The organism is Pseudomonas sp. WS 5410 (assembly GCF_012985645.1).
GTDB lineage: Bacteria > Pseudomonadota > Gammaproteobacteria > Pseudomonadales > Pseudomonadaceae > Aquipseudomonas > Aquipseudomonas shahriarae.
On record NZ_JAAQWS010000020.1, the window covers coordinates 21,138 to 46,631 of the forward strand.

The 25,494-nt window shown below is 60.7% G+C and carries 21 protein-coding genes; 8 read left to right on the plus strand and 13 right to left on the minus strand.

Annotated features, from left to right (window positions below):
* The first annotated feature begins 2 nt into the window (after positions 1-2).
* Positions 3-278, plus strand: a complete 276-nt coding sequence (locus HBO24_RS23975; RefSeq protein WP_057441219.1) for a hypothetical protein — start codon at positions 3-5, stop codon at positions 276-278.
* A gap of 48 nt (positions 279-326) precedes the next feature.
* Here the strand turns inward: HBO24_RS23975 and HBO24_RS23980 are convergent, their stop codons facing one another.
* On the minus strand, positions 327-1,673 hold the full coding sequence (locus HBO24_RS23980) for a DEAD/DEAH box helicase (protein ID WP_057441220.1): 1,347 nt from the start codon (positions 1,671-1,673) through the stop codon (positions 327-329).
* 193 nt (positions 1,674-1,866) lie between these two features.
* On the opposite strand from HBO24_RS23980, the gene HBO24_RS23985 reads away from it, so the two are divergent.
* Complete coding sequence (locus HBO24_RS23985) at positions 1,867-3,165, plus strand: mechanosensitive ion channel family protein (RefSeq protein WP_057958828.1); 1,299 nt, start codon at positions 1,867-1,869, stop codon at positions 3,163-3,165.
* 121 nt (positions 3,166-3,286) lie between these two features.
* Here the strand turns inward: HBO24_RS23985 and HBO24_RS23990 are convergent, their stop codons facing one another.
* From HBO24_RS23990 to HBO24_RS24000, 3 genes are all read right to left on the minus strand, one after another.
* Complete coding sequence (locus HBO24_RS23990; protein ID WP_057441227.1) at positions 3,287-4,156, minus strand: carboxylate/amino acid/amine transporter; 870 nt, start codon at positions 4,154-4,156, stop codon at positions 3,287-3,289.
* A gap of 203 nt (positions 4,157-4,359) precedes the next feature.
* On the minus strand, positions 4,360-4,959 hold the full coding sequence (locus tag HBO24_RS23995) for an FMN-dependent NADH-azoreductase (protein WP_057444346.1): 600 nt from the start codon (positions 4,957-4,959) through the stop codon (positions 4,360-4,362).
* 145 nt (positions 4,960-5,104) lie between these two features.
* On the minus strand, positions 5,105-5,419 hold the full coding sequence (locus HBO24_RS24000) for a hypothetical protein (protein WP_057441229.1): 315 nt from the start codon (positions 5,417-5,419) through the stop codon (positions 5,105-5,107).
* A gap of 49 nt (positions 5,420-5,468) precedes the next feature.
* Between HBO24_RS24000 and HBO24_RS24005 the strand changes: the two genes are divergently transcribed.
* The 5 genes from HBO24_RS24005 to aqpZ all read left to right on the plus strand — a co-directional run bounded on the left by HBO24_RS24005 (position 5,469) and on the right by aqpZ (position 10,559).
* The gene (locus HBO24_RS24005) at positions 5,469-6,392 is read left to right on the plus strand and encodes a LysR family transcriptional regulator (RefSeq protein WP_057441231.1); all 924 of its coding nucleotides are present in this window, start codon (positions 5,469-5,471) and stop codon (positions 6,390-6,392) included.
* Positions 6,393-6,406: 14 nt separating this feature from the next.
* Positions 6,407-7,210, plus strand: a complete 804-nt coding sequence (locus HBO24_RS24010) for an alpha/beta hydrolase (protein ID WP_170060459.1) — start codon at positions 6,407-6,409, stop codon at positions 7,208-7,210.
* 3 nt (positions 7,211-7,213) lie between these two features.
* Positions 7,214-7,777 (plus strand): peptidylprolyl isomerase, encoded by a 564-nt coding sequence (locus HBO24_RS24015; RefSeq protein ID WP_057441236.1) that lies wholly within the window; start codon positions 7,214-7,216, stop codon positions 7,775-7,777.
* Between the two features lie 83 nt (positions 7,778-7,860).
* A complete protein-coding gene (locus HBO24_RS24020; protein ID WP_057441238.1) occupies positions 7,861-9,693 on the plus strand; it encodes an ABC transporter ATP-binding protein in 1,833 nt (610 codons plus the stop codon).
* Between the two features lie 164 nt (positions 9,694-9,857).
* Positions 9,858-10,559: an aquaporin Z gene (gene aqpZ, locus HBO24_RS24025; protein WP_057441240.1), complete on the plus strand. Its 702-nt coding sequence runs from the start codon at positions 9,858-9,860 to the stop codon at positions 10,557-10,559.
* Between the two features lie 102 nt (positions 10,560-10,661).
* Here the strand turns inward: aqpZ and HBO24_RS24030 are convergent, their stop codons facing one another.
* The 7 genes from HBO24_RS24030 to aceK form a co-directional block, all read right to left on the minus strand.
* Positions 10,662-11,786, minus strand: a complete 1,125-nt coding sequence (locus HBO24_RS24030) for a GNAT family N-acetyltransferase (protein ID WP_170060460.1) — start codon at positions 11,784-11,786, stop codon at positions 10,662-10,664.
* A gap of 165 nt (positions 11,787-11,951) precedes the next feature.
* Positions 11,952-13,286, minus strand: a complete 1,335-nt coding sequence (locus HBO24_RS24035; RefSeq protein ID WP_057441247.1) for an OprO/OprP family phosphate-selective porin — start codon at positions 13,284-13,286, stop codon at positions 11,952-11,954.
* Between the two features lie 336 nt (positions 13,287-13,622).
* Positions 13,623-13,856: a zf-HC2 domain-containing protein gene (locus HBO24_RS24040; RefSeq protein ID WP_057441249.1), complete on the minus strand. Its 234-nt coding sequence runs from the start codon at positions 13,854-13,856 to the stop codon at positions 13,623-13,625.
* Positions 13,850-14,464 carry an RNA polymerase sigma factor gene (locus tag HBO24_RS24045; protein WP_057441254.1) on the minus strand — a complete coding sequence of 205 codons (615 nt, stop codon included), beginning with the start codon at positions 14,462-14,464 and terminating at the stop codon, positions 13,850-13,852. Before HBO24_RS24045 ends, HBO24_RS24040 begins: the two co-directional genes overlap by 7 nt.
* Positions 14,465-14,507: 43 nt before the next feature.
* Complete coding sequence (locus tag HBO24_RS24050; protein ID WP_115127622.1) at positions 14,508-15,629, minus strand: beta-ketoacyl-ACP synthase III; 1,122 nt, start codon at positions 15,627-15,629, stop codon at positions 14,508-14,510.
* A gap of 226 nt (positions 15,630-15,855) precedes the next feature.
* The gene (gene hrpA, locus HBO24_RS24055; protein WP_170060461.1) at positions 15,856-19,767 is read right to left on the minus strand and encodes an ATP-dependent RNA helicase HrpA; all 3,912 of its coding nucleotides are present in this window, start codon (positions 19,765-19,767) and stop codon (positions 15,856-15,858) included.
* A gap of 207 nt (positions 19,768-19,974) precedes the next feature.
* Positions 19,975-21,708: a bifunctional isocitrate dehydrogenase kinase/phosphatase gene (aceK, locus tag HBO24_RS24060; RefSeq protein ID WP_057441325.1), complete on the minus strand. Its 1,734-nt coding sequence runs from the start codon at positions 21,706-21,708 to the stop codon at positions 19,975-19,977.
* Positions 21,709-21,934: 226 nt separating this feature from the next.
* Between aceK and HBO24_RS24065 the strand changes: the two genes are divergently transcribed.
* Positions 21,935-22,831, plus strand: a complete 897-nt coding sequence (locus HBO24_RS24065; RefSeq protein WP_170045789.1) for a DMT family transporter — start codon at positions 21,935-21,937, stop codon at positions 22,829-22,831.
* 30 nt (positions 22,832-22,861) lie between these two features.
* On the opposite strand, the gene HBO24_RS24070 is transcribed toward HBO24_RS24065, so the two are convergent.
* Entirely contained in the window at positions 22,862-23,722 is an 861-nt protein-coding gene (locus HBO24_RS24070) for a DMT family transporter (RefSeq protein WP_170060462.1), read from the minus strand.
* Between the two features lie 689 nt (positions 23,723-24,411).
* Positions 24,412-25,350 carry an aspartyl/asparaginyl beta-hydroxylase domain-containing protein gene (locus HBO24_RS24075; RefSeq protein ID WP_057441260.1) on the minus strand — a complete coding sequence of 313 codons (939 nt, stop codon included), beginning with the start codon at positions 25,348-25,350 and terminating at the stop codon, positions 24,412-24,414.
* Between the last annotated feature and the right edge of the window lie 144 nt (positions 25,351-25,494).

Below are 25,494 nucleotides of genomic sequence, written 5' to 3' on the forward strand. Positions count from 1 at the left end.
CCATGAAAACCCTGATGCAACTGGCTGTCGCCGCCGCCCTGTTGAGCGCCCTGCCCGCCTGGGCCTGTACCCCGGAAGAAGCCACGGAAAAACGCGAACAACTGGCCAAGGAAGTCAGCACCCTCACCCAGCAGAACCCGACCAAGGCCAAGGAAATCAACGACGAGCTGCAGCAGATGGACCTGGACACCGAAAGTGCGAAATTTCCCGACAAGTGCCAGTTGATCGAGGCGCGACTCAAGGAGTTGAAGGAAGCGGCGGCCAAGGCGAAAAACTGAGAGCATAAAAAAACCGGACATTGTCCGGTTTTTTAGTGCGCTGGCGTATTACTCGGCAGCCGGTGCTTCTGGCTTGCGGCGCTTGAGCGGCGCCATGCCGTCCTTGCTGACCAACGACAGGTTGTCGGTCTTCGGCCGGTTGGCGATCTTGCGCTTGGTCGGCGACTTGGCGCCGGTTTTCTTCTTGTCGCCCTTGGCGTCGACCTTTTTCTTCTTCACGCCCACGGCCTTGCCCGAAGCCTTGACCTTCTTCGGCCCGGTGTAGGTGCCTTTGACTTCCTTGATGGTGCGGCGCTCGAACGACTGCTTGAGGTAGCGCTCGATGCTCGACATCAGGTTCCAGTCGCCATGGCAGATCAGCGAGATGGCCAGGCCATCGTTGCCGGCACGCCCGGTACGGCCGATACGGTGCACATATTCGTCGCCGCTGCGCGGCATATCGAAGTTGATCACCATGTCCAGGCCTTCCACGTCCAGGCCGCGGGCGGCGACGTCGGTGGCTACCAGAATCTTCACGCCGCCCTGCTTGAGGCGGTCGATCGCCAGCTTGCGGTCCTTCTGGTCCTTCTCACCGTGCAACACAAACGCCTTGTACTCCTGCGCCACCAGGCGCCCGTAGATCCGGTCGGCCATGGCACGGGTGTTGGTGAACACGATGGCTTTCTGATAAGTCTCGTTGGCCAGCAGCCAGTTGAGAATCTGCTCTTTATGCACATTGTGGTCAGCGGTGACGATCTGCTGGCGGGTGGTGGAGTTCAGGTCGCTGACGTTATTGACCTGCAGGTGCTCAGGGTTGTTCAGGACCTTGGCGACCATCTCGCGCAGGGTCGAGCCGCCGGTGGTGGCGGAGAACAGCATGGTCTGCTGGCGGTTGACGCACTCTTCGACGAGGCGCTGCACGTCGTCGGCAAAGCCCATGTCGAGCATGCGGTCGGCTTCGTCCAGCACCAGCACTTCGACTTCCTTGAGGTCCAGGTTGCCGGCGTTCAGTTGCTCGATCATCCGCCCAGGGGTACCGATCAGGATATCCGGGACCTTGCGCAGCATGGCGGCCTGGACCTTGAAGTCTTCGCCCCCGGTGATCAGGCCGGACTTGATGAAGGTGAACTGCGAGAAGCGTTCCACTTCCTTCAAGGTCTGCTGGGCCAGCTCACGGGTAGGCAGCAGGATCAGGGTCTTGATGCTGACGCGGATCTTGGCCGGGCCGATCAGACGGTTGAGGATCGGCAGGACGAAAGCGGCGGTCTTGCCACTCCCGGTTTGAGCCGTCACCCGCAGGTCACGCCCTTCGAGCGCGAGCGGGATGGCCGCTGCTTGCACAGGCGTAGGCTCGACAAATTTAAGCTCGGCCACGGCTTTGAGCAGGCGTTCGTGCAGGGCGAATTGGGAAAACACGGGTGCTACCTCGAAGAAATACAAAAAATCAGCTGCATAGGGTAACGGTTTCGGGCGCTCAGGCCGAGTTTCTTTACGCGAAGTGGGCCAAACAGATGGTTTTTTGTCAGGTGATTTGTCTGCCTGCACAACTTTGCAGCACTTAAATGCTCTAATCGCCCCGTCATGTCTTACAGAAGAATCGCGTTAAACCATGGATATCAAACAGCTCTGGCTCAACGTCCAAGACCTCTGGGGTGCCCTGGACCAACATCCGCTACTGCATTCAAGCCTGGCTTTGCTGGTGCTGCTGGTGGTGGCCCTGCTGGTCGGACGGGTGGCACGCTACCTGATCCTGCATGCGGTCAAGTTGCTCGGCCGCCAACCTGCCCTGCATTGGCTCAATGACCTGCGCCATAACAAAGTCTTCCACCGCCTGGCCCAGATGACGCCGTCGCTGGTGATCCAGTTCGGCCTGCACCTGGTGCCGGAATTGAGCAAGACCAGCACGCTGTTTATCGGCAACGTGGCGCTGGCGTTCACCATTCTGTTCCAGGTATTGGCCATGAGCGCCCTGCTCAACGCCCTGCTGGATATCTACGCACGCACCGAACATGCCCGCACGCGCTCGATCAAGGGCTATGTGCAACTGGCGAAAATGGTGCTGTTCGTGTTTGGCGCGATCATCATCGTTGCAACCTTGATCGACCGCTCGCCGCTGTTGCTGCTGTCAGGGCTGGGTGCGATGTCGGCGGTGATCCTGTTGGTCTACAAGGACACGCTGCTGTCATTTGTCGCCAGTGTGCAATTGACCAGCAACGACATGCTGCGGGTCGGCGACTGGATCGAAATGCCCCAGGTCGGCGCCGATGGCGATGTGGTGGACATCACCTTGCATACGGTCAAGGTGCAGAACTTCGACAAGACCATCGTCTCGATCCCCACCTGGCGCCTGATGTCCGAATCGTTCAAGAACTGGCGCGGCATGCAGGCCTCGGGCGGGCGGCGGATCAAGCGCAGCCTGTTTATCGACGCGGCCGGCGTGCGTTTTCTGCGTGATGATGAAGAAGTGCGGATGACCCAGGTCCACCTGCTGACCGACTACATCAGCCGCAAACAGGCAGAATTGAAGGCCTGGAACGAAGCCCAGGGCCACAGCGCGCAGTTGTCGGCCAACCGCCGGCGCATGACCAACCTGGGCACCTTCCGCGCCTATGCCCTGGCTTATCTGAAGAGCCATCCGGATATCCAACCGAACATGACCTGCATGGTGCGCCAGATGCAGACCACCTCCCAGGGTGTGCCCCTGGAAATCTACTGCTTTACCCGCACCACGGCGTGGGCGGATTACGAGCGGATCCAGGGGGATATTTTTGACTACTTACTGGCGGTGCTGCCGGAGTTTGGCTTGAGCCTGTATCAGCAGCCGAGCGGTAATGACCTGCGGGCCGGAGTGCTGCCGGCGGTGTTGGGTGCCAGTCATTTGCCGGTGCCGGAGAAGGCTACGCTCTAACCAGGCGCAAAGCAGCGCCCCTGTGGGAGCGGGCTTGCCCGCGATAACGGTGGGTCAGTCAACACATCTGTTACTGATCGTCCGCTATCGCGGGCAAGCCCGCTCCCACCTTTGGGAACGATCATTGCCGGCTGAGCGGCGCCGGGCGAATGCCCAACCGGCTGATCCACACCGCCGCCACAATCACCGCCCCGCCCAGGAACAGGCGCCCCAGCGGCTCATGCTGGTTCCAGATCAGCAGATTGAGCAGCAGCCCCACCGGCACATGCAGGTTGTTCATCACCGCCAGGGTGCCGCCGTTGACCAGGCAGGCGCCCTTGTTCCACCAGTACAGACCCAACGCAGTGCTGACCAGGCCCAGAAACAGCAACACACCCCACTGCAACGGTGCTTCAGGCAGGAAGTTGGCCTTGCCGAACAGCAGGAACGCCGGCAACACCACGGCCAATGCCCCCAGGTAGAAATAGCCAAAGCGCCGGTAGTGCGGCAGGTCGCTCGGGTGTCGTGCCACCAGGCGCCGGTACAGCACCTGCCCGGCGGCGTAGGTGAAGTTGGCCAGTTGCAGCAACAAAAAGCCCATGAAGAAGTCCGGGTTGATCTGGTCAAAGCGGATCACCGCCGCCCCCGCCACCGCCACCAGCGCGGCAATCAGCGCCCAGGGGTTGAAGCGCCGGTTCAACGCGTCTTCGATCAAGGTCACATGCAACGGCGTGAGGATGGTGAACAGCAACACCTCCGGCACCGTCAACACGCGGAAGCTCAAATACAGACACACGTACGTCACGCCGAACTGCAACGCGCCGATCAGCAGCATGCCGCGCATGAACGCAGGCTCCACCGAGCGCCAGCGGGTCAGGGGGATAAACACCAGCCCGGCCAGCAGCACGCGCACCAGCACGGCGAAATAGCTGTCGACATGACCCGCCAGGTATTCGCCGATCAGGCTGAAGGAAAACGCCTGGATCAGCGTGACAATCAGTAAGTAGCCCATGTGCGCCTCATATTCGAATGGGCGCGACATTAGCGTCTTTCACGGCGGGGCGAAACTCGGCGCAAAAAAAACCCGACCTCGCTAAAGCGGCAGTCGGGCAGGAGCACTCAGGAGCAACAAGTGCAAAGGGAGGTTCGATACGCGTACTTGAAGGGTTGCGTGGAGCTATAAAAACACCGTGCGATTATCTGGCGATTAACGCGTCAGGCAACCTGTGCCAGCAGGGCCTTGGCGTGGTTCAAGCCCTTTTCCTGGAAGTCGCCACCCAGGTTCACCCCTTCGGCGTGGATAAAGGTCACATCATGGATCCCGATAAAACCCATGACCTGGCGCAGATACGGTTCCTGATGATCGCTGCTCGCGCCGGTGTGGATGCCACCACGGGCGGTCAGCACAAACGCGCGCTTGCCGGTCAACAGGCCCTGGGGACCGGTGGCGGTGTACTTGAAGGTCACGCCGGCCCGCAACACATGGTCAAGCCAGGCCTTGAGGGTGCTGGGGATGGCGAAGTTGTACATCGGCGCGGCCATCACCAGCACATCGGCGGCCAGCAGTTCGTCGGTCAGGTGGTTGGAGCGCTCCAGGGACGCCTGCTCATCCACGCTGCGCTGCTCGGCCGGCTTCATCCAGCCGCCCAACAGGTTGGCGTCCAGGTGCGGCACTGGGTTGACGGCTAGGTCGCGCACGGTGATCTGATCGGCCGGATGGGCCGCCTGCCATTGGCTGATGAACTGTTGGGTCAGTTGGCGGGAAATAGAATCCTGCTGGCGGGCGCTGCTTTCGATGATCAGAACGTTAGACATGGCTTTGTAAGCTCCATCGGTAATTGCTGTAAGTCGATGGAGTGAAGGTTAAACAGAGCCCATTCGATAAAAAAGCGCAAAAAACTGCTATAACCCATCTATAAAGTTGTTTATAAGCGGGGCATGGCCAAGGCCCCGCAGCGAATTATTTGGGTTCGCAGGTCAGTTTGATCCGCATCTTGATAATCGCGCGGCTGAACTTGACCGTAGTGTTGGTGCTTTTCCCGGCAGGGACCGTGACCTTGCGCACCCGCGCTGGCTCCGGGCCATTGGTAAACGCGACCGTACACGCAGCGTCATTGCTGCCGTAGTTACTGAGCTGGATGGAGCTGATATCACCGTCAACATCGGAAGCGTTGTAGTCGATGCTGACCCCCTTGATCGACTTTGACACGTCGATCGGATAGGCGAACGCGCTCAACGGCAACAGTGCCAGCAATACACAACAGAATTTTCTCATTCGGCAGTCTCCAATAAGGACCGCCAGCTTAGGACAAGAGGAGCTCATCTTGAAAGCGCCCCGCGTGACCCTTGATCAATGGCGCACGTTGCAAGCCGTGGTTGACCATGGCGGCTTCGCCCAGGCAGCCGAAGTGCTGCACCGCTCGCAATCCTCGGTGAGCTACACCGTGGCCCGCATGCAAGACCAGTTGGGCGTGCCTCTGTTGCGCATCGACGGGCGCAAGGCCGTGCTCACCGAGGCCGGCGAGGTGCTGTTGCGCCGCTCCCGGCAACTGGTCAAAAACGCCAGCCAGTTGGAAGACCTGGCCCATCATATGGAACAAGGCTGGGAGGCCGAAGTACGCCTGGTGGTCGATGCCGCCTACCCCAACGCCCGCCTGGTGCGCGCCCTCACCGCCTTTATGCCGCAAAGCCGGGGCTGCCGCGTGCGCCTGCGCGAAGAAGTGCTGTCGGGTGTCGAGGAGCTGCTGATTGAAGGCGTGGCCGACCTGGCAATTAGCGGCTTCAGCATTCCCGGCTACCTGGGCACGGAAATGAGCGACGTGGAATTTGTCGCCGTGGCCCACCCTGAACACCCGCTGCACCGGCTCAACCGCGAACTGAGCTTCCAGGACCTGGAAAGCCAGATGCAGGTGGTGATCCGCGACTCCGGTCGCCAGCAACCGCGGGACGTCGGCTGGCTCGGCGCCGAGCAGCGCTGGACCGTGGGCAGCCTGGCCACCGCCGCCGCCTTCGTCGGCAGCGGCCTGGGGTTTGCCTGGCTGCCCCGGCACATGATCGAGCGTGAGCTCAAGGAAGGCCTGCTCAAGCAACTGCCCCTGGAGCAAGGCGGCAGCCGCCACCCCACGTTCTACCTGTACTCGAACAAGGACAAGCCCCTGGGCCCGGCCACGCAGATTCTGGTCGAGCTGCTGCGCACCTTCGACACTGCACCGCTGGACGCACCCTTTGCCGCTCCCCGGCAAGCCTGACACGGAGTTCACCCATGGCCTATTTCGAACATGAAGGTTGCACCCTGCATTACGAGGAATATGGCCACGGCGTGCCACTGATCCTGATCCACGGCCTGGGCTCCAGTTGCCAGGATTGGGAACTGCAAATCCCCGTGTTGTCCCGGCATTACCGCCTGGTGCTGCTGGATGTGCGCGGTCACGGACGCTCCGACAAACCCCGGGAGCGCTACAGCATCGCCGGCTTTACCGCAGACCTGGTGGCGTTGATCGAACACCTGCAACTGCCCGCTGCCCATGTGGCCGGCCTGTCGATGGGCGGGATGATCGCCTTTCAACTGGCGGTCGACCAACCGCAGTTGCTCAAGAGCCTGTGTATCGTCAACAGCGCGCCCGAGGTCAAGGTGCGCAGCGCCAATGATTATTGGCAATGGGCCAAGCGCTGGGGCCTGGCCCGCGTGCTCAGCTTGAATACCATCGGCAAGGCGCTGGGCGACCGGTTGTTCCCCAAACCCGCACAGGCCGACCTGCGGCGCAAAATGCGCGAACGCTGGGCAAGAAACGACAAACGTGCTTACCTCGCCAGCTTCAATGCCATTGTGGGCTGGGGCGTACAGGAACGACTTTACAGAATCGCCTGTCCAACCCTGGTCATCAGCGCCGACCACGACTACACCCCAGTGGCGCAAAAAGAAATCTATGTAAAACTGCTGCCTGATGCGCGGTTGGTGGTGATCGAGGATTCGCGTCACGCGACACCGCTGGACCAACCCGAAACCTTCAACACAACCCTGCTCGATTTTCTCAAGACAGTCGAAACCACTTCCCAGGATCACTGACCCATGCTGAAAAAAATCGCCGTTTTTGCCGGTTCTGTTCTGTTTGCTGCCAACCTGATGGCGGCCACGCCGGCCAAGGCACCACACGTATTGATCTCCACCACCAATGGCGACATCGAAATCGAACTGGATCCGGTCAAGGCGCCGATCAGTACCGAGAACTTCCTGTCCTACGTCGACAAGGGCTTCTACACCAACACCATTTTTCATCGGGTGATCCCGGGTTTTATGGTGCAAGGTGGCGGGTTCACCCAGCAGATGTCGCAAAAGCCTACTGAAGCGCCGATCAAGAACGAAGCCAGCAACGGCTTGCATAACGTGCGCGGCACCTTGTCCATGGCCCGCACCAGCAATCCGAACTCGGCCACCAGCCAGTTCTTTATCAACGTGGCCGACAACGCCTTCCTCGACCCAGGCCGCGATGCGGGCTACGCGGTGTTCGCCAAAGTGGTCAAGGGCATGGACGTGGTCGATATCATCGTCAACTCGCAAACCACTACCAAACAAGGCATGCAAAACGTGCCTATCGACCCTGTCCTGATCAAGTCGGCCAAGCGCATCGACTAAGGTTCACAGGGAGTTGCGCGCGCTGCCCACAAAGCTGCGCGCGTCTTTAACAAGGAGAGCCCGCCCGGCGGGCGTCAGACCTAATGCTCTATCGTCGTTTTGAACAACTGATCGACATCTTCCGCGACGCTCCCAGCGCGGCACCTCCGGATAAAGTCCTACCCTTCTACCTCTATTACCTGCGCCAGGTGTGGCCGTGTTTTGCCGCGCTGTTGGTGGTGGGCCTGATCGGCGCGCTGATTGAAGTGGCGCTGTTCAGCTACCTGAGCCGCATCATCGACCTGGCCCAAGGCACGCCGCCGGCCAACTTTTTCCAGATCCACGCCACCGAATTGATCTGGATGGCCGTGGTCGCCCTGCTGCTGCGCCCGATCTTCGGTGCCCTGCACGATTTGCTGGTGCACCAGACCATCAGCCCCGGCATGACCAGCCTGATCCGCTGGCAGAACCACAGCTATGTACTCAAACAGAGCCTGAACTTCTTCCAGAACGATTTCGCCGGGCGTATTGCCCAGCGCATCATGCAGACCGGCAACTCGCTGCGCGACTCGGCCGTGGCCGCCGTCGATGCCATCTGGCACGTAGCAATCTACGCCATCAGCTCCCTGGTGCTGTTCGCCGAAGCCGACTGGCGCCTGATGATCCCGCTGGTCACCTGGATCATCGCCTACAGCCTGGCGCTGCGCTACTTCGTGCCACGGGTCAAGGAACGCTCGGTCATCTCGTCCGAGGCGCGCTCCAAATTGATGGGCCGCATCGTTGATGGCTACACCAATATCACCACCTTGAAGCTGTTCGCCCACACCCAGTCCGAACAGGAGTACGCCAAGGAAGCGATCATCGAGCAGACCGAAAAAACCCAGCTGGCCAGCCGCGTGGTCACCAGCATGGACGTGGTCATCACCACCATGAACGGCCTGCTGATCGTCACCACCACCGGCCTGGCCCTGTGGCTGTGGACGCAGTCGCTGATCTCGGTCGGTGCCATTGCCCTGGCCACCGGCCTGGTGATCCGCATCGTCAACATGTCCGGCTGGATCATGTGGGTGGTCAACGGCATTTTCGAGAACATCGGCATGGTCCAGGACGGCCTGAAAACCATCGCCCAACCGCTGGCGGTGATCGACCGCGAAAACGCCCCGCGCCTGAGCGTGCCCCACGGCGAAGTGCGCTTCGAACAGGTCGACTTCCACTATGGCAAGAGCAGCGGCATCATCGGTGGCCTGAACCTGGTCATCAAACCGGGGGAGAAGATCGGCCTGATTGGCCCGTCCGGTGCCGGCAAATCGACCCTGGTCAACCTGCTGCTGCGCCTCTACGACCTGCAAGGCGGACGCATCCTGATCGACGGCCAGAACATTGCCGAAGTGGCCCAGGAAAGCCTGCGCGAACGCATCGGCATGATTACCCAGGACACCTCGCTGCTGCACCGCTCGATCCGCGACAACTTGCTGTATGGCAAGCCCGATGCCACTGACCAAGAGCTCTGGGACGCGATCCGCAAGGCCCGCGCCGACGAATTTATCCCGCTGCTGTCGGACGCCGAGGGCCGGATTGGCCTGGATGCCCACGTCGGTGAGCGCGGGGTGAAACTCTCCGGCGGGCAACGCCAGCGCATCGCTATCGCCCGGGTCCTGCTCAAGGACGCACCGATCCTGATCATGGACGAAGCGACCTCGGCCCTGGACTCGGAAGTGGAAGCGGCCATCCAGGAAAGCCTGGAAACCCTGATGCAAGGCAAGACGGTGATCGCCATCGCTCACCGCCTGTCCACGATTGCCCGAATGGACAGGTTGGTGGTCCTGGAAAAAGGCCAGATCGCCGAGAGTGGCAGCCATGCCCAGTTGCTGGCACATGGCGGCCTGTACTCGCGATTGTGGCAGCACCAGACCGGAGGTTTCGTAGGTATCGACTGATTTCGGACTACTAACGGCGCTATCAATTCCGAACAATTCTGACAGTTTTTTCTATCTTGCTGGCCGTGTATCACAATCCTGCTGTACTGCAATCAGGGTCCAGGAGGGCCCTGACATCAGACTGCAGGGAAGCATCACACCCGTTGATTTAGAAGGACGCGTTCATGTCTCTGTTCAGACGTTCCGTTACGGAAGGGTTGGGTACGTTTTGGCTGGTGTTGGGTGGCTGCGGGAGTGCCGTTCTGGCCGCAGCCTTCCCGGATGTCGGAATCGGCCTGTTGGGTGTATCGCTGGCCTTCGGGCTTACCGTGTTGACCATGGCATTTGCCATTGGCCATATCAGCGGCTGTCACCTCAACCCGGCGGTCACCGTGGGCTTGGTGGTCGGCGGCAGGTTTGCGGCCAAGGAGATGCCTGCGTATATCGTCGCGCAAGTCATTGGCGGCGTGGTGGCAGCGGCCTTGCTGTACTTCATTGCCAGCGGCAAACCGGGTTTCGAACTGGCGGCGGGGCTGGCATCCAATGGTTACGGTGAACATTCGCCGGGCGGCTATTCAATGGCGGCGGGGTTTGTCACTGAACTGGTGATGACCGCGATGTTCGTGCTGATCATCCTCGGCGCCACCGACCGTCGTGCGCCTGCTGGCCTGGCGCCAATCGCCATTGGCCTGGGGCTGACGCTGATCCACCTGATCTCCATTCCGGTCACCAACACCTCGGTCAACCCGGCCCGCAGCACCGGCCCTGCGCTGATTGTCGGCGGGTGGGCAATCCAGCAACTGTGGCTGTTCTGGCTGGCGCCGATCCTTGGCGCGGTGATCGGTGGCATCACCTACCGTTGGTTGGGCAAGGAAGAAAAGGCCTGATCCAACTGCGACGCACCTTGTAGACGCTGGCTTGCCGGCGATAACGGACTCCCTGCCAGCACATCATGGGCAGACACACCGTCATCGCCGGCAAGCTGGCTCCTACACCTGTCGATAAGGCAACGCCAAACGCGCCTCCTCGGCATACGCCAGAATCCCCACCCGCTCGCGTTCCAGGAAATCCGCCACAGCGGTTTTCAAGCCTGGATGGCGCAAGTAGTGCCAGGAATGGGTAATCACCGGCTCAAACCCACGAATCAACTTGTGCTCGCCCTGGGCCCCGGCGTCGAAACGCTGCAGGCCATTGGCGATCGCGTAGTCCATGCCTTGATAGAAGCAGGTCTCGAAATGCAGCCGGTCAAATTCGCCCAGGCAGCCCCAATAGCGGCCATATAGGCTGTCGCCGCCGACCAGGCTGAACGCCATGGCCACCGGCCGCGCCCCTTGCTTGGCCAGCACCACCCGTATCGCCTGCGGCATGCGTTCGGCCAGCAGGCTGAAAAACGCGCGAGTCAGGTACGGCGACTGCCGGCGCACGGCGTAGGTGTTGGCGTAGCAGGCGTAGACAAAATCCCACTGGGCCTCGCTCAGCTCATGACCTTGCAGCCACTCGAACTCGATGCCCTGCCCCGCGACCTGTTCGCGCTCCTTGCGCATCTGTTTGCGTTTGCGCGAACTCAGGGCGTCAAGGAAGTCCTGGAAGTCGCGATAACTGCGGTTCTGCCAGTGGAACTGGCAACCCAGACGCGCAAGCCAACCGGGTTGCTGGCCCAGGGCAGCATCGGCCAGGGCATCGGTGAAGTTGATATGGGCACTGGAAAGGCCTTCGATTTCCAGGTAACCAGGCAGGCTCTGGAGCAACTCCAGGCCGTCCGCACCATTGGCCACCAGCAAGCGCGGCCCGCTGACCGGGCTGAAAGGCACTGCTGTCAGCAGTTTGGGGTAGTACTCGATGCCCGCGCGTGCGCAAGCGTCAGCCCAGCCATGGTCGAACACGTATTCGCCATAAGAGTGCCATTTGCGGTAGCTGGGCAGCGCCGCCACCAGCCGCTCTCCCTCGTAATGCAGCAAGTGCTCCGGCTGCCAGCCAGAATGCCGGCCAAGGCTGGCACTGTCTTCCAGCGCACTGAGGAAGGCATGGCGCAGAAACGGCTGATCCTCGGGGACCAACGCGTTCCATTCATCAGGCGATACTTCGGACAGGCTATTCAAACGTTTCAACGGCATGCCATTCCCCGACGGTAAACGCTCGCTTACGATATTCAGGCCATTCTGACAGAACCCGCCGCCCGCGCGGGCAGCAAAAAAAAACCCCGCCAATCGGCGGGGTAAAAAAGAGGATCGCGCTTTAACGGATGAAGAAAGAGCGCGTTGGAGCGGTATGACCGTTGCTTAGAACACGTACTGCACACGACCGACGATGGAATCACCGCTGTCATCGCCATTGGCGTTGGTGATCTTGTCGGTGCTGACCTTGCTGTAGTTCAGGGACAGCTTGACCGCTTCGTTGGCGTACCAGTTCACACCCAGGGTGTTGACGTTGGCCTTGGCATCGCCGGTTTCGCGGGTAGCGCTGCTGACGACGATGTTTTTGTCGTCAACCTTGATGTTGTCGTAGCGGTAGAACACTTCCCAGGCGCCGTACTGCTTGTTCTCTGGCTTGATGGCGTCGAACTTGCCGCCGTCGAGCTTGTAGGCACGGGATTCGCCGGTCAGGGTGTAGGCCAGTTGGCCGTAGAAACCGCTGGTTTTCACGTCCTGGTAGGCATTGCTGTCAGCTTTCATCTTGCGGCTCAGGGCTTCAGCCTGCACCGAGAATGGACCGCTGGCGAAGGCAAATTCACCCCCGAATACCGTGTCGGTATCGTAGGCGCCAACCGCCGTCAGGTTGCTGGCGTTCAGGCCCACACCACCGCCGAAGGTCGCGCGGTTGCCGTTGGAGCCGGCATCGTTACCACCGGTAGTCGCCACGCCACGGGCGCCGAGACGCGGACGGATCCGCGAGTCGAAGGCGGCGTCGTTCAGGTCACGTGCCGCCAGGTTCAAGCCGAAGTGCAGGACGTTGCCGCCTTTGTTCATCGGTGCCAACACGATACGGCCGTTGAATTGCTTCACGCCCTTGCCGTCTTCGTCGTTGATGTCCTTGGAAGCCAGGCTGGCGGAACCGTAGAACATATCAGCCGCAGTGCCGCTGACTTGGATGCCCATGCCGTTTTCGTGGGTGTTGACCCAGTCTGCAACCTCGTAAGCCGAGTTACGCTCCATGGCGGTGATCCACTTGGAGCTGGTGGCTTTTTCCAGACCGAAATCCGGGTCAAAGCGACCGACGCGGATGGTCACCGGCTTGAAGCCCACATAGGACATGGACGCTTCGTCGAAGTAACCGTCGTCGGAGTTACCCGAGTTGTGGGAGAAGTCGTAGTTGAGCTGGTATTTGAAATCCTTGTAGACGGTGCCACCCAGTTCCAGGAAGGCGCGACGGAAGTAAGCAGCGTCGCCCGAGTCACCGTTCTTGGTGTAAAAGCCGTCAAATGTGCCGTAATCGGCTTGCAAGCGACCACCCAGCTTGAAGCTGAAGTTCTGGTCGGTGGTAGCAACCTCAAGGCCGCCCTTGGTTTTGACAACGATATCGGCGCCGTCAGTAGTGACAGTACCAGCGAAAGCCTGGGCGGTAACGGCCAGGGCCAGGGCGCTGGCCGCGAAACCGGCGAAGTGCTTACGGATCATCGAAGAATTCCCCTAATTGGTGGTCTTTTGCGTTGGAAAACACACGGGTTCTGGCCCGCTGGTGTTGGGAGGGGATCTTGGCGAGGGGATATTTCAGACAAGTTGCCGCAAGATAAATATTTTATTACAGGGGAACTTTCTTACAACCACCGGGAATAAGCGCAACGCTACGGCCGGCGTGGGTTTGAGCAGAAAAAGTACGAGAAATGCCAGGTGAAAAAAAGGTGAAAAAAACTTACAAACCTGCAATGTTTTTCACCGAAAGGCTTTTCAACGACGTAAAAAAGCCCACGACAATGACGTCGCAGGCCTTGGGAAGTGCAGACAGCTCTGGGGTCAGGAGTTGCGTTTACGCTCCGAAGCCAGGCGTTCAGCCAACGCCTCGGCATCGCTCACCGGCGGTTCGGGCAGGAGGCGCAAGGTGGCCTGCATCAGGCGCATCTGGCGAATGAAGCGCCGGCAATTGGCACAAAACATCAAGTGATGGCGCATCAACAGGCGCTCACGAAAGGTCAGTTGCCCATCGAGAAAATCGCTGGAGCGCGCCACTTGTTCTTTGCAGGTCAACATTCGCCGGTTTCCTCGAAATGCTCCACCGTAGCGAAGACTTTAAGCCGCGCCCGGTGCAGCAGTACACGCACATTGGAGAGCGAGATCTGCAGAAGATTACAAATCTCCTCCAGCTCCAGCCCCTGGCGCTCGCGCAACAGCAGCACGCTGCTTTGCAGCTCGGAAAGGCTCAGTAAGGTGTGCTCCAGACACTCACGCAGCTCGTTTTCGGTGAGCAGCGCCTCGGGAGTGTCCTGGTGCCAGGCAAAGGGCGCGATCAGCCAATGCTCATCGCCGGCGGCAAAGCGCTCATCGCCGATGGTGCCGTGGGGCGACGGCAGGTCGTCCAGCAACACCTCGCGACGGTTCTGCTTGTAGCGCCCCTTGGCCGAGTTGGCGGTGATGGTCAGCAGCCAGGTCTTGAGGCTGGAACGCCCCTCAAACCGGGCAAGGCTGCGCACCACCGAGAGCCAGGCGTCCTGCACCACCTCGTCGGCATGGCGCTGGCCAACGATGGCGTAGGCCACTGCACGCATCGCACTCTGGTAGGTGGTGACCAACTCCTTGTAGGCCTGCTGCTCACCCTTGAGCAGGCGTTCAAGCAGGTGCGCGTCGTCGGCTGCTGCCATTCAAAACCTCATTGTGCAAGACGTGACCGCAATTGCCTGGTTCTTAGCGCTTGCGCAGGATCACGCTGCCAATCGAATACCCGGCGCCAAACGAGCTGAGTACCGCCAGCGCGCCCTTGGGCAGGTCGTCCTGGTAGGTGTGGAACGCAATCACCGAACCTGCCGAACTGGTGTTGGCGTAGGTATCGAGAATCACCGGCGCTTCTTCGATCTCGGCTTCACGGCCCAGCAGCTTCTTGACGATCAGATGGTTCATGCTCAGGTTGGCCTGGTGCAGCCAGAAGCGTTTCACATCGGTAACGCTCAACTGGTTTTCCGTCAGGTGCTGGCCGATCAATTCGGCAACCATCGGGCAGACATCACGGAAGACTTTGCGGCCTTCTTGCACGAAAAGTTTGTCTGGTGCACCAATCCCCTCTTCCGCCGCGCGGTTGAGGAAGCCGAAATTGTTGCGAATGGTATTGGAAAACTTGGTCAGCAACTTGGTGCTCACCACGTCGAACTGGTGCTCGGACGTCGCCAGGTCGGCACGCTCCAGAATCACCGCAGTCGCCGCGTCGCCAAAGATGAAGTGGCTGTCACGGTCACGGAAGTTCAGGTGGCCGGTGCAGATCTCCGGGTTGACCATCAGGATCGCCCGGGCCTGGCCCAGCTGGATGCTGTTGCAGGCGTTCTGGATACCGAAAGTCGCCGAAGAACACGCCACGTTCATGTCAAAACCAAAACCCTGGATGCCCAGGGCTTCCTGGACTTCGATGGCAATGGCTGGATAGGCGCGTTGCAGGTTGGAGCAGGCGACGATCACCCCGTCGATATCGGCGGCGGTCTTGCCGGCACGCTGCAGGGCTTGCTCGGCGGCGCCCACGGCCATCTGGCAGAGGATCGACCACTCGTCGTTGGAGCGCTCCGGCAGGCGGGGGGTCATGCGCTTGGGGTCGAGGATGCCGTCCTTGTCCATGACAAAACGGCTCTTGATACCCGAAGCCTTTTCGATAAAGGCGGCGCTGGATTCGGTCAACGCCTGAACGTCGCCCTGCTCGATGGCCACGGCGTTGTCGACATTGAACTGTTGAACGTAAGCATTGAAAGACTGCACCAGCTCTTCGTTGGAGATGCTGTTGGCCGGGGTGTACAGGCCTGTGCCGCTGATGACGACGTTATGCACGGTCGTTCCTCTAAATCTGTTCAGGCAGAAGGGATTGGTACCTTCGTACCAAACCGTAAGTCGCTCTAGTCCGCCGCGCGGACATCAAACGGGGAAACGCTTTGTCCCGGCGCGTCGAGGCTGATACAGCCAATCTAGACGATCCCGGCATTTATAGCGGCGAAGTTTGCCATAAACCGGGGGGTTTGGCGCCTGTCACGCGCACACCCGCCCCCGGCACTACAGGTCAAGGTTCGACCTGGCTCCACTGTTTGCTCAAGCGCTTATCGGAAATCGGTGCCTTGGTGCCCAACTGCTGGGCAAACAACGACACCCGGTATTCCTCCAGCCACCAGCGGTAAAGCGCCAGCTGCGGATCGCGCTTGCCTTCCTGGGTGTGCTTGTTCAGGCGCGTCTGGTACTGGCTCCACAGGCCACTCAACTCGCTGCTCCAGACCCGGTCCTTCTGCACTTGGCTGGGCAGTTTTTCCAGGCGTAGCTCGATGGCCTTGAGATAGCGCGGCAGTTCCTTGAACCACTGCGCCGGGGTTTCGCGCACAAAGCCCGGGTACACCAGGTTGCTTAGTTGCTGCTTGATATCGTTGAGTGCCACGGCCTGGGCCAGGTCGATCTTGCCCTTGAAACGTTTTTGCAGGCCATGCCACAGCTTCAATACTTCCAGGGTCAGGCGCGCCAGGCGTTCAGCGTGCTCGGTCCAGCTACCACGCTTGCGCTCGGCCAGGGCTGCCAGGCCCGCGCCATCCCGGGGCAGGCTGGCCTCGCCTTCCAGCACGCAGGTGTCGAGGCTGGCCAGCAAAATGTCTTCCACCAGGGCGTCGATACGTCCCAGCTCGCGGTACATCAGCCCCAGCTCGGTAAGGCCCGGCAGCTTGCCGCGCAGGAATTTTGCCGGTTCGGCCAATTGCTGCATCAACAAGCGCTGCAAGGCGCGGCGATGCTGGAACTCGGCTTCGGCGGCCGTGGAGAAACGTCCTTCCTTGACCGTGCCGTTTTCTTCTACCAGCGCCGGATACACCGTCATCGACAGGCCCGCAATCTTCTGCTGGGTAGTCTCGGCAACCGCCGCGAAGACCTTGGCCTCCACCGGCTGCTGGCTTTTGGCAGTTTGCGGCACTGCCAGGGCGGCCTGGCTGGCTTCGACAAACCGCGCAGTCAGCGCTGCCAGGTCGCGGCCCTCACCGAGGAACTTGCCCTGGGCATCGACCACTTCCATGTTCATCTTCAGGTGGTTTTCCACCTGCTGCGCGGCTTCGCTCCAGGCTTCGTCGCTGACCCGCGCGCCGGTCATGCGCAACAGCTCACGCCCCAGCGCCTGGGGCAGCGAGCCCTGGGCAAATTCGATCCGTTGCAGCGCGGCCTTGACGAAGTCCGGCACCGGCACGAAGTTCTTGCGCAAGGCCTTGGGCAGGTTGCGCACCAGGGCAATGCACTTGGCTTCGATCAGCCCGGGCACCAGCCACTCCAGGCGCTCGGCGGGCAAGGCCGGCAACAGCGGTGCGGGCACGCGCAAGGTCACACCGTCGCGCGGGTGGTTGGGTTCAAAGTGATAACTCAAGGCCAGGGCCAGGTCGCCCAGGTGCAAGGTGTCAGGGTAATGGGCGGCGGTGACTTCACTGGCTTCGCGGGCCAGCACGTCTTCTTCGCGCATGATCAGCAGTTGCGGGTCTTTCTGGCTGGTGATCTTGTACCAACTGTCGAAGGTCGCCGTCTGGTGGATCTCTGCCGGCAGGCGCGCGTCGTAGAAGGCGTACAGGGTTTCTTCGTCAGCCAGGATATCGCGGCGCCGGGCCTTGGCTTCCAGTTCGTCCAATTGCTCCAGCAGCTGTTGATTGGCAGTCAGGCACTTGGCCCGGGACTGGATCTCGCCACGCACCAGGCCTTCGCGGATAAACAGCTCGCGGGACACCACAGGGTCCACCGGCCCGTAATGCACGGGCCGGCGCCCCACCACTATCAGGCCGAACAGGGTGATCTGTTCAAAGGCCACGACCTGGCCGCGCTTCTTCTCCCAGTGGGGTTCGAAGTGGTTTTTCTTGATCAGGTGCCCGGCCAATGGCTCGATCCAGTCGGCATCAATCTTGGCCACCATGCGCGCATACAGCTTGGTGGTTTCCACCAGTTCGGCGGTCATCAACCATTGCGGGCGCTTCTTGCCGATGCCCGATGACGGATGAATCCAGAAACGCCGCTGGCGGGCGCCGAGGTAGTCGCCGTCTTCGGTTTTCTGGCCGATCTGGCTCAACAGGCCGGACAGCACCGCCTTGTGCAGTTTCGCGAAGTCCGCCGGTTCCTTGTTGACCGTCAACTGCATATCACGGCAGATCAGGCTCAACTGGCGATGGGAGTCACGCCACTCACGCAGGCGCAGGTAATTGAGGAAGTTCTTGCGGCACCAGTTGCGCAGCGGGCTGGCGGTCAGTTCCTGGCGCTGCTCTTCAAAGCCGCGCCACAGATTGACCAGCCCGGCGAAGTCCGAATCGGGATCCTTCCACTGCGCGTGGGCCTGGTCGGCCGCTTGTTGGCGCTCCGGCGGGCGCTCGCGCGGGTCCTGGATCGACATGGCACTGGCGACGATCAGCACTTCCTGCAAACTGCCGAGCTTGGCCGCTTCCAACAGCATGCGGCCCATGCGCGGGTCCACCGGCAGGCGCGCCAGTTGCCGGCCCAGGGGTGTCAGCTGGCTGTTACGGTCCACCGCCGAGAGTTCCTGCAGCAGGTTGAAGCCATCGCTGATGGCCTTGCCATCCGGCGGCTCGATAAACGGGAAGTCGGTGATTTCACCCAGGCGCAGGTGCAGCATCTGCAGGATCACCGCCGCCAGGTTAGTGCGCAGGATCTCCGGGTCGGTAAATTCCGGGCGCCCGATAAAGTCTTCTTCGCTGAACAGGCGCACACAAATGCCCGGCTCGACCCGACCGCAGCGGCCCTTGCGCTGGTTGGCGCTGGCCTGGGAAATCGCCTCGATCGGCAGGCGCTGGACCTTGGCCCGGTAGCTGTAGCGGCTGATGCGCGCGGTGCCGCTGTCGATCACATAGCGGATGCCCGGCACGGTCAGCGAGGTTTCCGCGACGTTGGTTGCCAGCACCACGCGCCGCCCCGGATGGGACTGGAAAATGCGCTGCTGCTCGGCCGGCGACAGGCGCGCGTACAACGGCAGGATTTCCGTGTGCTTGAGCTGGGCCTTGCGCAGCATATCGGCGGCATCGCGGATCTCGCGCTCACCGGGCAGGAACACCAGCACATCGCCTGGGCTCTTGCGCTCGCTGCGTTCAAAGGCGGCGATTTCATCGAGGGTGGCGAGGATTGCCTGGTCCACGGTCAAGTCGTCTTCGACGCGGTTGCCTTCCTCGTCCTGCTCCAGGGTCAGCGGGCGATACCAGGTTTCCACCGGGAACGTGCGCCCGGAGACCTCGACAATCGGCGCATCGTCGAAGTGCTTGGAAAAGCGCTCCAGGTCGATGGTCGCCGAGGTGATGATGACTTTCAGGTCCGGGCGGCGTGGCAGCAGGGTCTTCAGGTAACCAAGCAGGAAGTCGATGTTCAGGCTGCGCTCGTGGGCTTCGTCGACGATGATTGTGTCGTAGCGCTCGAGGTATCGGTCGTTCTGGGTTTCGGCCAGCAGGATGCCGTCGGTCATCAGCTTGATCAGGGTGTTGGCGTCGCTCTGGTCCTCGAACCGCACCTGATAGCCCACCAGCGCCCCCAGCGGTGTGGCCAACTCTTCCGCAACCCGGCTCGCCACACTGCGCGCGGCGATCCGCCGAGGCTGGGTATGGCCGATCAAACCGTACTGGCCGCGACCGATTTCCAGGCAGATCTTCGGCAACTGCGTGGTTTTACCCGAACCGGTCTCGCCCGCGATGATCAGCACCTGATGCTTGAGCAACGCCGCCTTGATCTCGTCGCGCTTGGCGGCGATGGGCAGGCTGTCGTCATAGCGGACCTGCGGCACGCTGGCCGCCCGCGCCGTGACCTGGGCACAGGACGCCTGCATGCGCGCCACCCACTGCGCCAGCTTCTCCTCATCGGGTTTCTTGCGCAGCTCAAGCAACTGCCGACGCAAGCGGTGGCGGTCGGCGAGCATGGCGTGATCGAGGTTTTTCAGGAGTTGGTCGATAGCGGGCGCTTGGTCAGTCATCAGGTACTTTGAAGGTCGTCTATTTATGCACGGCCGGCAATTGTGGCAGAAAAGCGCACACAACGTTAAAGGCCGCGTAAATCACGCGTGGGAGCTGTCGAGCCCCGGCGAGGCTGCGATGACGGCGGCACGGCCAACATCAATGCTGCCAGGCCCAGCGCTATCGCAGCCTCGCCGGGGCTCGACAGCTCCCACAGGGTTTAGCCCCTATTCGTTATCCAGGCCCTTGCGCCGATACGGGAACACATCAATCACCTTCCCCGCCCTAATCGCCTCCTGCAGGCCTTTCCAGTAGTCGGCGTTGTACAACTCGCCGTGCAGCTCATCGAACAAGCGCCGTTGCCCGGCATCGGCAAACAGAAATGGCGGGAACTCTTCGGGGAACACGTCCAGCGGGCCGATGGAGTACCAGGGCTCGGAGGCCATTTCATCTTCCGGGGTACGCGGTGCCGGGATATGGCGGAAGTTGGCTTCGGTGAGGAAGCAGATCTCGTCGTAGTCGTAGAACACCACGCGACCATGACGGGTGACGCCAAAGTTTTTCAGCAGCATGTCGCCGGGAAAAATATTCGCCGCCGCCAATTGCTTGATGGCCAGGCCGTAGTCTTCGAGGGCTTCGCGCACCTGGGCCTCGTTGGCGTTCTCCAGGTAGAGGTTGAGCGGAGTCATGCGCCGCTCGGTCCAGCAGTGGCGAATCAGTACCGTGTCGCCTTCCACCTCGACTGTGCCGGCAGCCACTTCCAGCAATTCGGCCAGGCATTCAGGCTCGAATTTGCTCAAGGGGAAACGGAAGTCGGCAAACTCCTGGGTATCGGCCATGCGCCCGACCCGGTCGACACTTTTTACCAGGCGGTACTTCTCGATCACCGTGGCGCGGTTGACGTTTTTCGATGGTGAGAAACGGTCCTTGATGATTTTGAACACCGTGTTGAAACCCGGCAGGGTGAACACGCTCATGACCATCCCGCGCACGCCCGGGGCCATGATGAACTGGTCATCGGTGCTGGCCAGGTGGTTGATCAGCGCCCGGTAGAACTCCGACTTGCCGTGTTTGTAGAAGCCGATGGAGGTGTACAGCTCGGCGATGTGCTTGCCCGGCAGGATGCGTTTGAGAAAGCCGATGAATTCCGCCGGCACCGGCACATCCACCATGAAATAGGAGCGGGTGAACGAGAAGATGATCGACACATCGGCTTCATCGGTGATCAGCGCGTCGATGCGGATACCCTGCCCTTCGCGGTGCAGCAGCGGAATCACCAGCGGCCACTGTTCATCGCGGGTGTAGAGGCGGCCCACCAGGTACGCGCCCTTGTTGCGATAGAGCACCGAGGAAAACAGCTCGACGTTGAGGTCCGGATCCTTGCACACCCAGTCCGGCAGGTTCTCGCGCAGTTGTGCTTCAAGGCGCTGCAGGTCGGCGGGCAGGTCGGCGTAGGGCTCGCTGAAGCGGTAGTCGCTGAAGATCTGCTCGAGCATGCCCGCCAGTTGGCCCTGGGGCTTGTAGGTACGGGTTTGCGCAGCACGGGCGCGGCGCAGGCTCGGGCGGGTGGTATGGATGAACATGCAGCCGTCGCTGATCAGGTCGTGACTGAACAGCCCGCAAAAGATCGAGTTGTACCAGGTCTCGGACAGCTCATCGTCAAACCGCAGGTCGATCAGGCTGATATAGGCACTCTTGACCAGGGGCCAGGACTGGATATCCAGCAGCGCGCCCTCGTCGAAGGTGGCCCGCAAACGCGTGGTGACTTCGCCGACCTTCTCTTCATACAGGTTGATCCGCGCCGCCGAGGCAGTTTGCGCCTCTTGCCACTGGGCCTTTTCAAAACGCTCACGGGCGCCGTCGGTGATCTGGCGAAAGTGTTCGCGGTAATCGTCGAAGCCATCGAGGATCATCTGGGCGATGGACTGCGCGGTGTCGATGGCAGACGTTTGCTGCGGCATGTCGGAGACCTCTGCGGGCATTCGGAAGACCTGAGATTAGCCAGTGTCCGCAGCCAGGAGAAGTACAATTTTTGCTGGGAGCTGTGTCCCGGATAGAGGGGCGTCAAACCCTGGCCGTGCACCTCAGGGGCTGGGTGACGCGCTTTATTGTGCAGTGGATACGTAAAAGATTGTGTCAGGCAGGCCCCTGGGCAACACTCTCGCCCTGGTTAAGAAGGAGTTGTCCGTGAGACCTGTCGACACCCTGTACCTGCTGGTACTGGCCGCCATCTGGGGCGCGAGCTTTTTGTTCATGCGAATCATCGCACCGGAAATCGGTACGCTGCCCACGGCGTTTTTCCGCGTTTCGATAGCCGCCGCCGGCCTGCTGGTGATCCTGGCCCTACTGCGGGTGCGCTGGGACTTCCAGGGCAAGTTCAAGACCGTGCTGTTGCTGGGGGTGATCAACTCGGGGATCCCCGCCACCATGTATTCGGTGGCGGCCCAGGTCTTGCCGGCGGGTTATTCGGCGATTTTCAATGCGACGACGCCGTTGATGGGGGTGTTGATTGGCGGGCTGTTTTTCCATGAACGGCTGACCCCCTCGAAGATCGCCGGGGTGTGCCTGGGGCTGTTCGGCGTAGGCATCCTGACGCGGGCCGGGCCGGTGGCATTTGACCTGGAACTGCTGATGGGCGCCCTCGCCTGCCTGTTGGCCACCACCTGCTACGGCTTCGCCGGCTTCCTGGCGCGCCGCTGGCTGGATCAACAGGGTGGCCTGGACAGCCGTCTTTCAGCACTGGGCAGCATGCTCGGCGCCACATTGTTTCTCTTACCCTGGTTTGGCTGGAACGCCATCAGCCATCCGCCGGCCAGCTGGGGCGGCTGGAGTGTGTGGTTGTCGTTGCTGGGCCTGGGGCTGCTGTGTACGGCGTTCGCCTACATCTTGTACTTCCGTTTGCTGACCTCCATCGGGCCAGTGAAGTCGATGACGGTCACCTTCATGATTCCGCCATTCGGCGTGTTGTGGGGGGCGTTGCTGCTGGATGAGCCATTGTCCATGGCGCACCTGTACGGCGGGATGTTGATCGCGGGGGCATTGTGGCTGGTGCTGCGGCCGGGGAAATTGATCAAAGCTGTGTAGGAGCCGGCTTTCGGCTCCTACACAGGGGTATCACGCTTTACGGAAGACGAATACCAACCCAATGATGATCAAACCCATCCCCAGCACGCTCAGCACTGCCAGCCGATTGCCGAAGATCAGGTAGTCCATCACCGCAGTGACTGCCGGCACCAGGTAGAACAGGCTGGTGACATTCACCAGGTTACCCCGTGCAATCAGGCGGTATAGCAGCAGCGTCGCCAACACAGACACCACCAGCCCCATCCACAGCACCGGCAGGTAGAAGCCGCTGTTGTGCTCGAAAGCAAAGGGCTGGAACGGCACGAACACTGCGCACAACAACAAGCCCGCCAGGTACTGCACCGGCAAGGTGCCCAATGGGTTATCGGTGATGCGCTTTTGCATGATCGAGCCCAGGGTCATGCTCGCCAGCGCCAGCAAACCAAACAGCATGCCGGCCAGGGACATGCCGGCCAGACCGATGCCCTGGTACACCACCATGATCAGGCCCGCCAGGCCCAACGCCAGGCCGCACATCCGGCGCCATGAACGCTGGCGCTCCATCAGCACCACGGTGAGGATCGGTTGCACACCCATGATGGTCGCCATCACGCCGGGGGTGACCTTCAGGTCCAGGGCCAGCAGATAAAAAATCTGATAGGCCCCCAGTAGCACCAGCCCGGTGGCCGCCGCATACCACAGCGGTTTGCCCGCGCGCGGCAACTGCAGCTTGAGGATCGGCACCAGCAGCACCAGGCCCGCCAGGGCAATGGCAAAGCGAATCAACAGGAAGGCAAAGGGTGACGCATGGGCCAGGCCCAACTTGGAGAAAATCGCCCCGCTGCTCCACAGCAGGACAAACAGGCTCGTCGAGGCCGCCGCGGCCACGGATTGTTTCGAAATAACAGACATAAGAACACCTGTAGTCAGGCAAAAAGCCAACTCAGCCAAGGCTGAAATTCAGTAGGTTCGGTACAGGCGGGCAACGGGGAACAGCAGTTTGCTGATCAGCCCGAAACGCCAACGCCCGGCGGTGATACGACTGCGTACACCGGCGTGCTACTGACAGGTAGGGGGTAATGACTGATCTGCACAGGCTGCTGATTCCCGCACGGCACGACCGCAGCGTTGACCGCTGAATCGACTACCGCTATGCGTGGGGATGCAGGCATGGGCTGATCTTTTTTGAAGGGATGAAAGGTGCTGCGAAACACCTGGCGCCGACTATAACCAGCCGGCGACACGCTTTGCAATGGCTTTGCCAAAAGGCCAGTAAGGACACGTTGAGAAGCCACCTCTAGCCTTGGGAAAAACCAACGCACTCCACTTAAGGAGACTTTCGACTCATGACCGCCAATGCCAAAAACACGCGGCGCCTTGCGATACCAGCTCTACCGATCCAAAGCCTTACGCCTTGCTACTGCATCGACGCATCTCCCCTCTATCAAAACCTGGGCTTTGACTTCGATTCACCGGGCAGGCTTGTGATAGCGGTAGAGAACGAATAGCTTCGAAAACATGTTCAATTAATGATCAATTGTGGAGGCTGCATGGGAGAACGTATAAAAAAACCGCTCATACGAGCGGTTTTTTTGAACCCATCAGCCAAATAACCAATACACCAACGCCACAACCACCACCGCCGCCAACACCGGCCGCATGATGCGATAGGCTTTGGGATGCTTGCGCTTCCACTGCTTGACCACCCCACTGAAGCGATCGCTGAAGCTCTTGCTCCAGGCATAGGCCTGGTTGATCCCGCCCACGCGCTCGTCATCCAGGTTCTGTGGCGCGGTTGCACGGCCCAGCTGGGCACTGACCCAACGGTTGATGCGGGTCATCAGCCGGTTGCTCAGTGGTCGCTCGATATCACAGAACAGAATCACCCGGGTCTTCTCGGTTTCGTTCTTTACCCAGTGCACGTAGGTTTCGTCGAACATCACGTCTTCGCCATCACGCCAGGCGTAGATCTGGCCATCGACGAAAATGCGGCAGTCGTCGGAATTGGGTGTCGACAACCCCAAGTGATAGCGCAGGGAGCCGGCAAACGGATCGCGATGGGGGTTGAGGTGGCTACCACCTGGCAACAGCGCAAACATGGCGCCCTTGACGTTGGGGATGCTGCTGACCAGCGCCACGGTTTTCGGGCACAGCAGCTCGGCCGACGGCAGCGGTTTGTCGTACCACTTGAGGTAGAAGCGCTTCCAGCCTTTCTTGAAGAACGAGCCAAAACCGGCATCGTTGTTCTTCTCGGCGGCGCGGATATAGCCTTCGTCGAACAGGTGCATGGCCTCGTCGCGAATCACTTCCCAGTTGTCCTTGAGCACATCCAGCTCGGGGAACTTGCTGCGGTCCAGGTAGGGCTTGGACGGCACCGCCGAGAAGATGTACATCAAGGCGTTGTAAGGGGCGAACAAGGCCGAATGGTTGACGAACTGGCGCAGCACCGGCAAACGTGCCTTGCCGCGCAAATGCACGTACAGCGTACTGCCGATAAACAGCAACAGCACCGACAGCTTGGCGGCCAAAGAAAAGGTCATGCAGCAACTCCTGGAAATAGCCTCCCGGCAGCGGGAAACCAGACATAGCAGCCGGCCATGATAAACACTCCGGGCCGGAGGAAAAACCCGCGTTATCCAACAATCCGTTTTAAGGGGCCCGCGGCGAGCAATCAATTATGCATA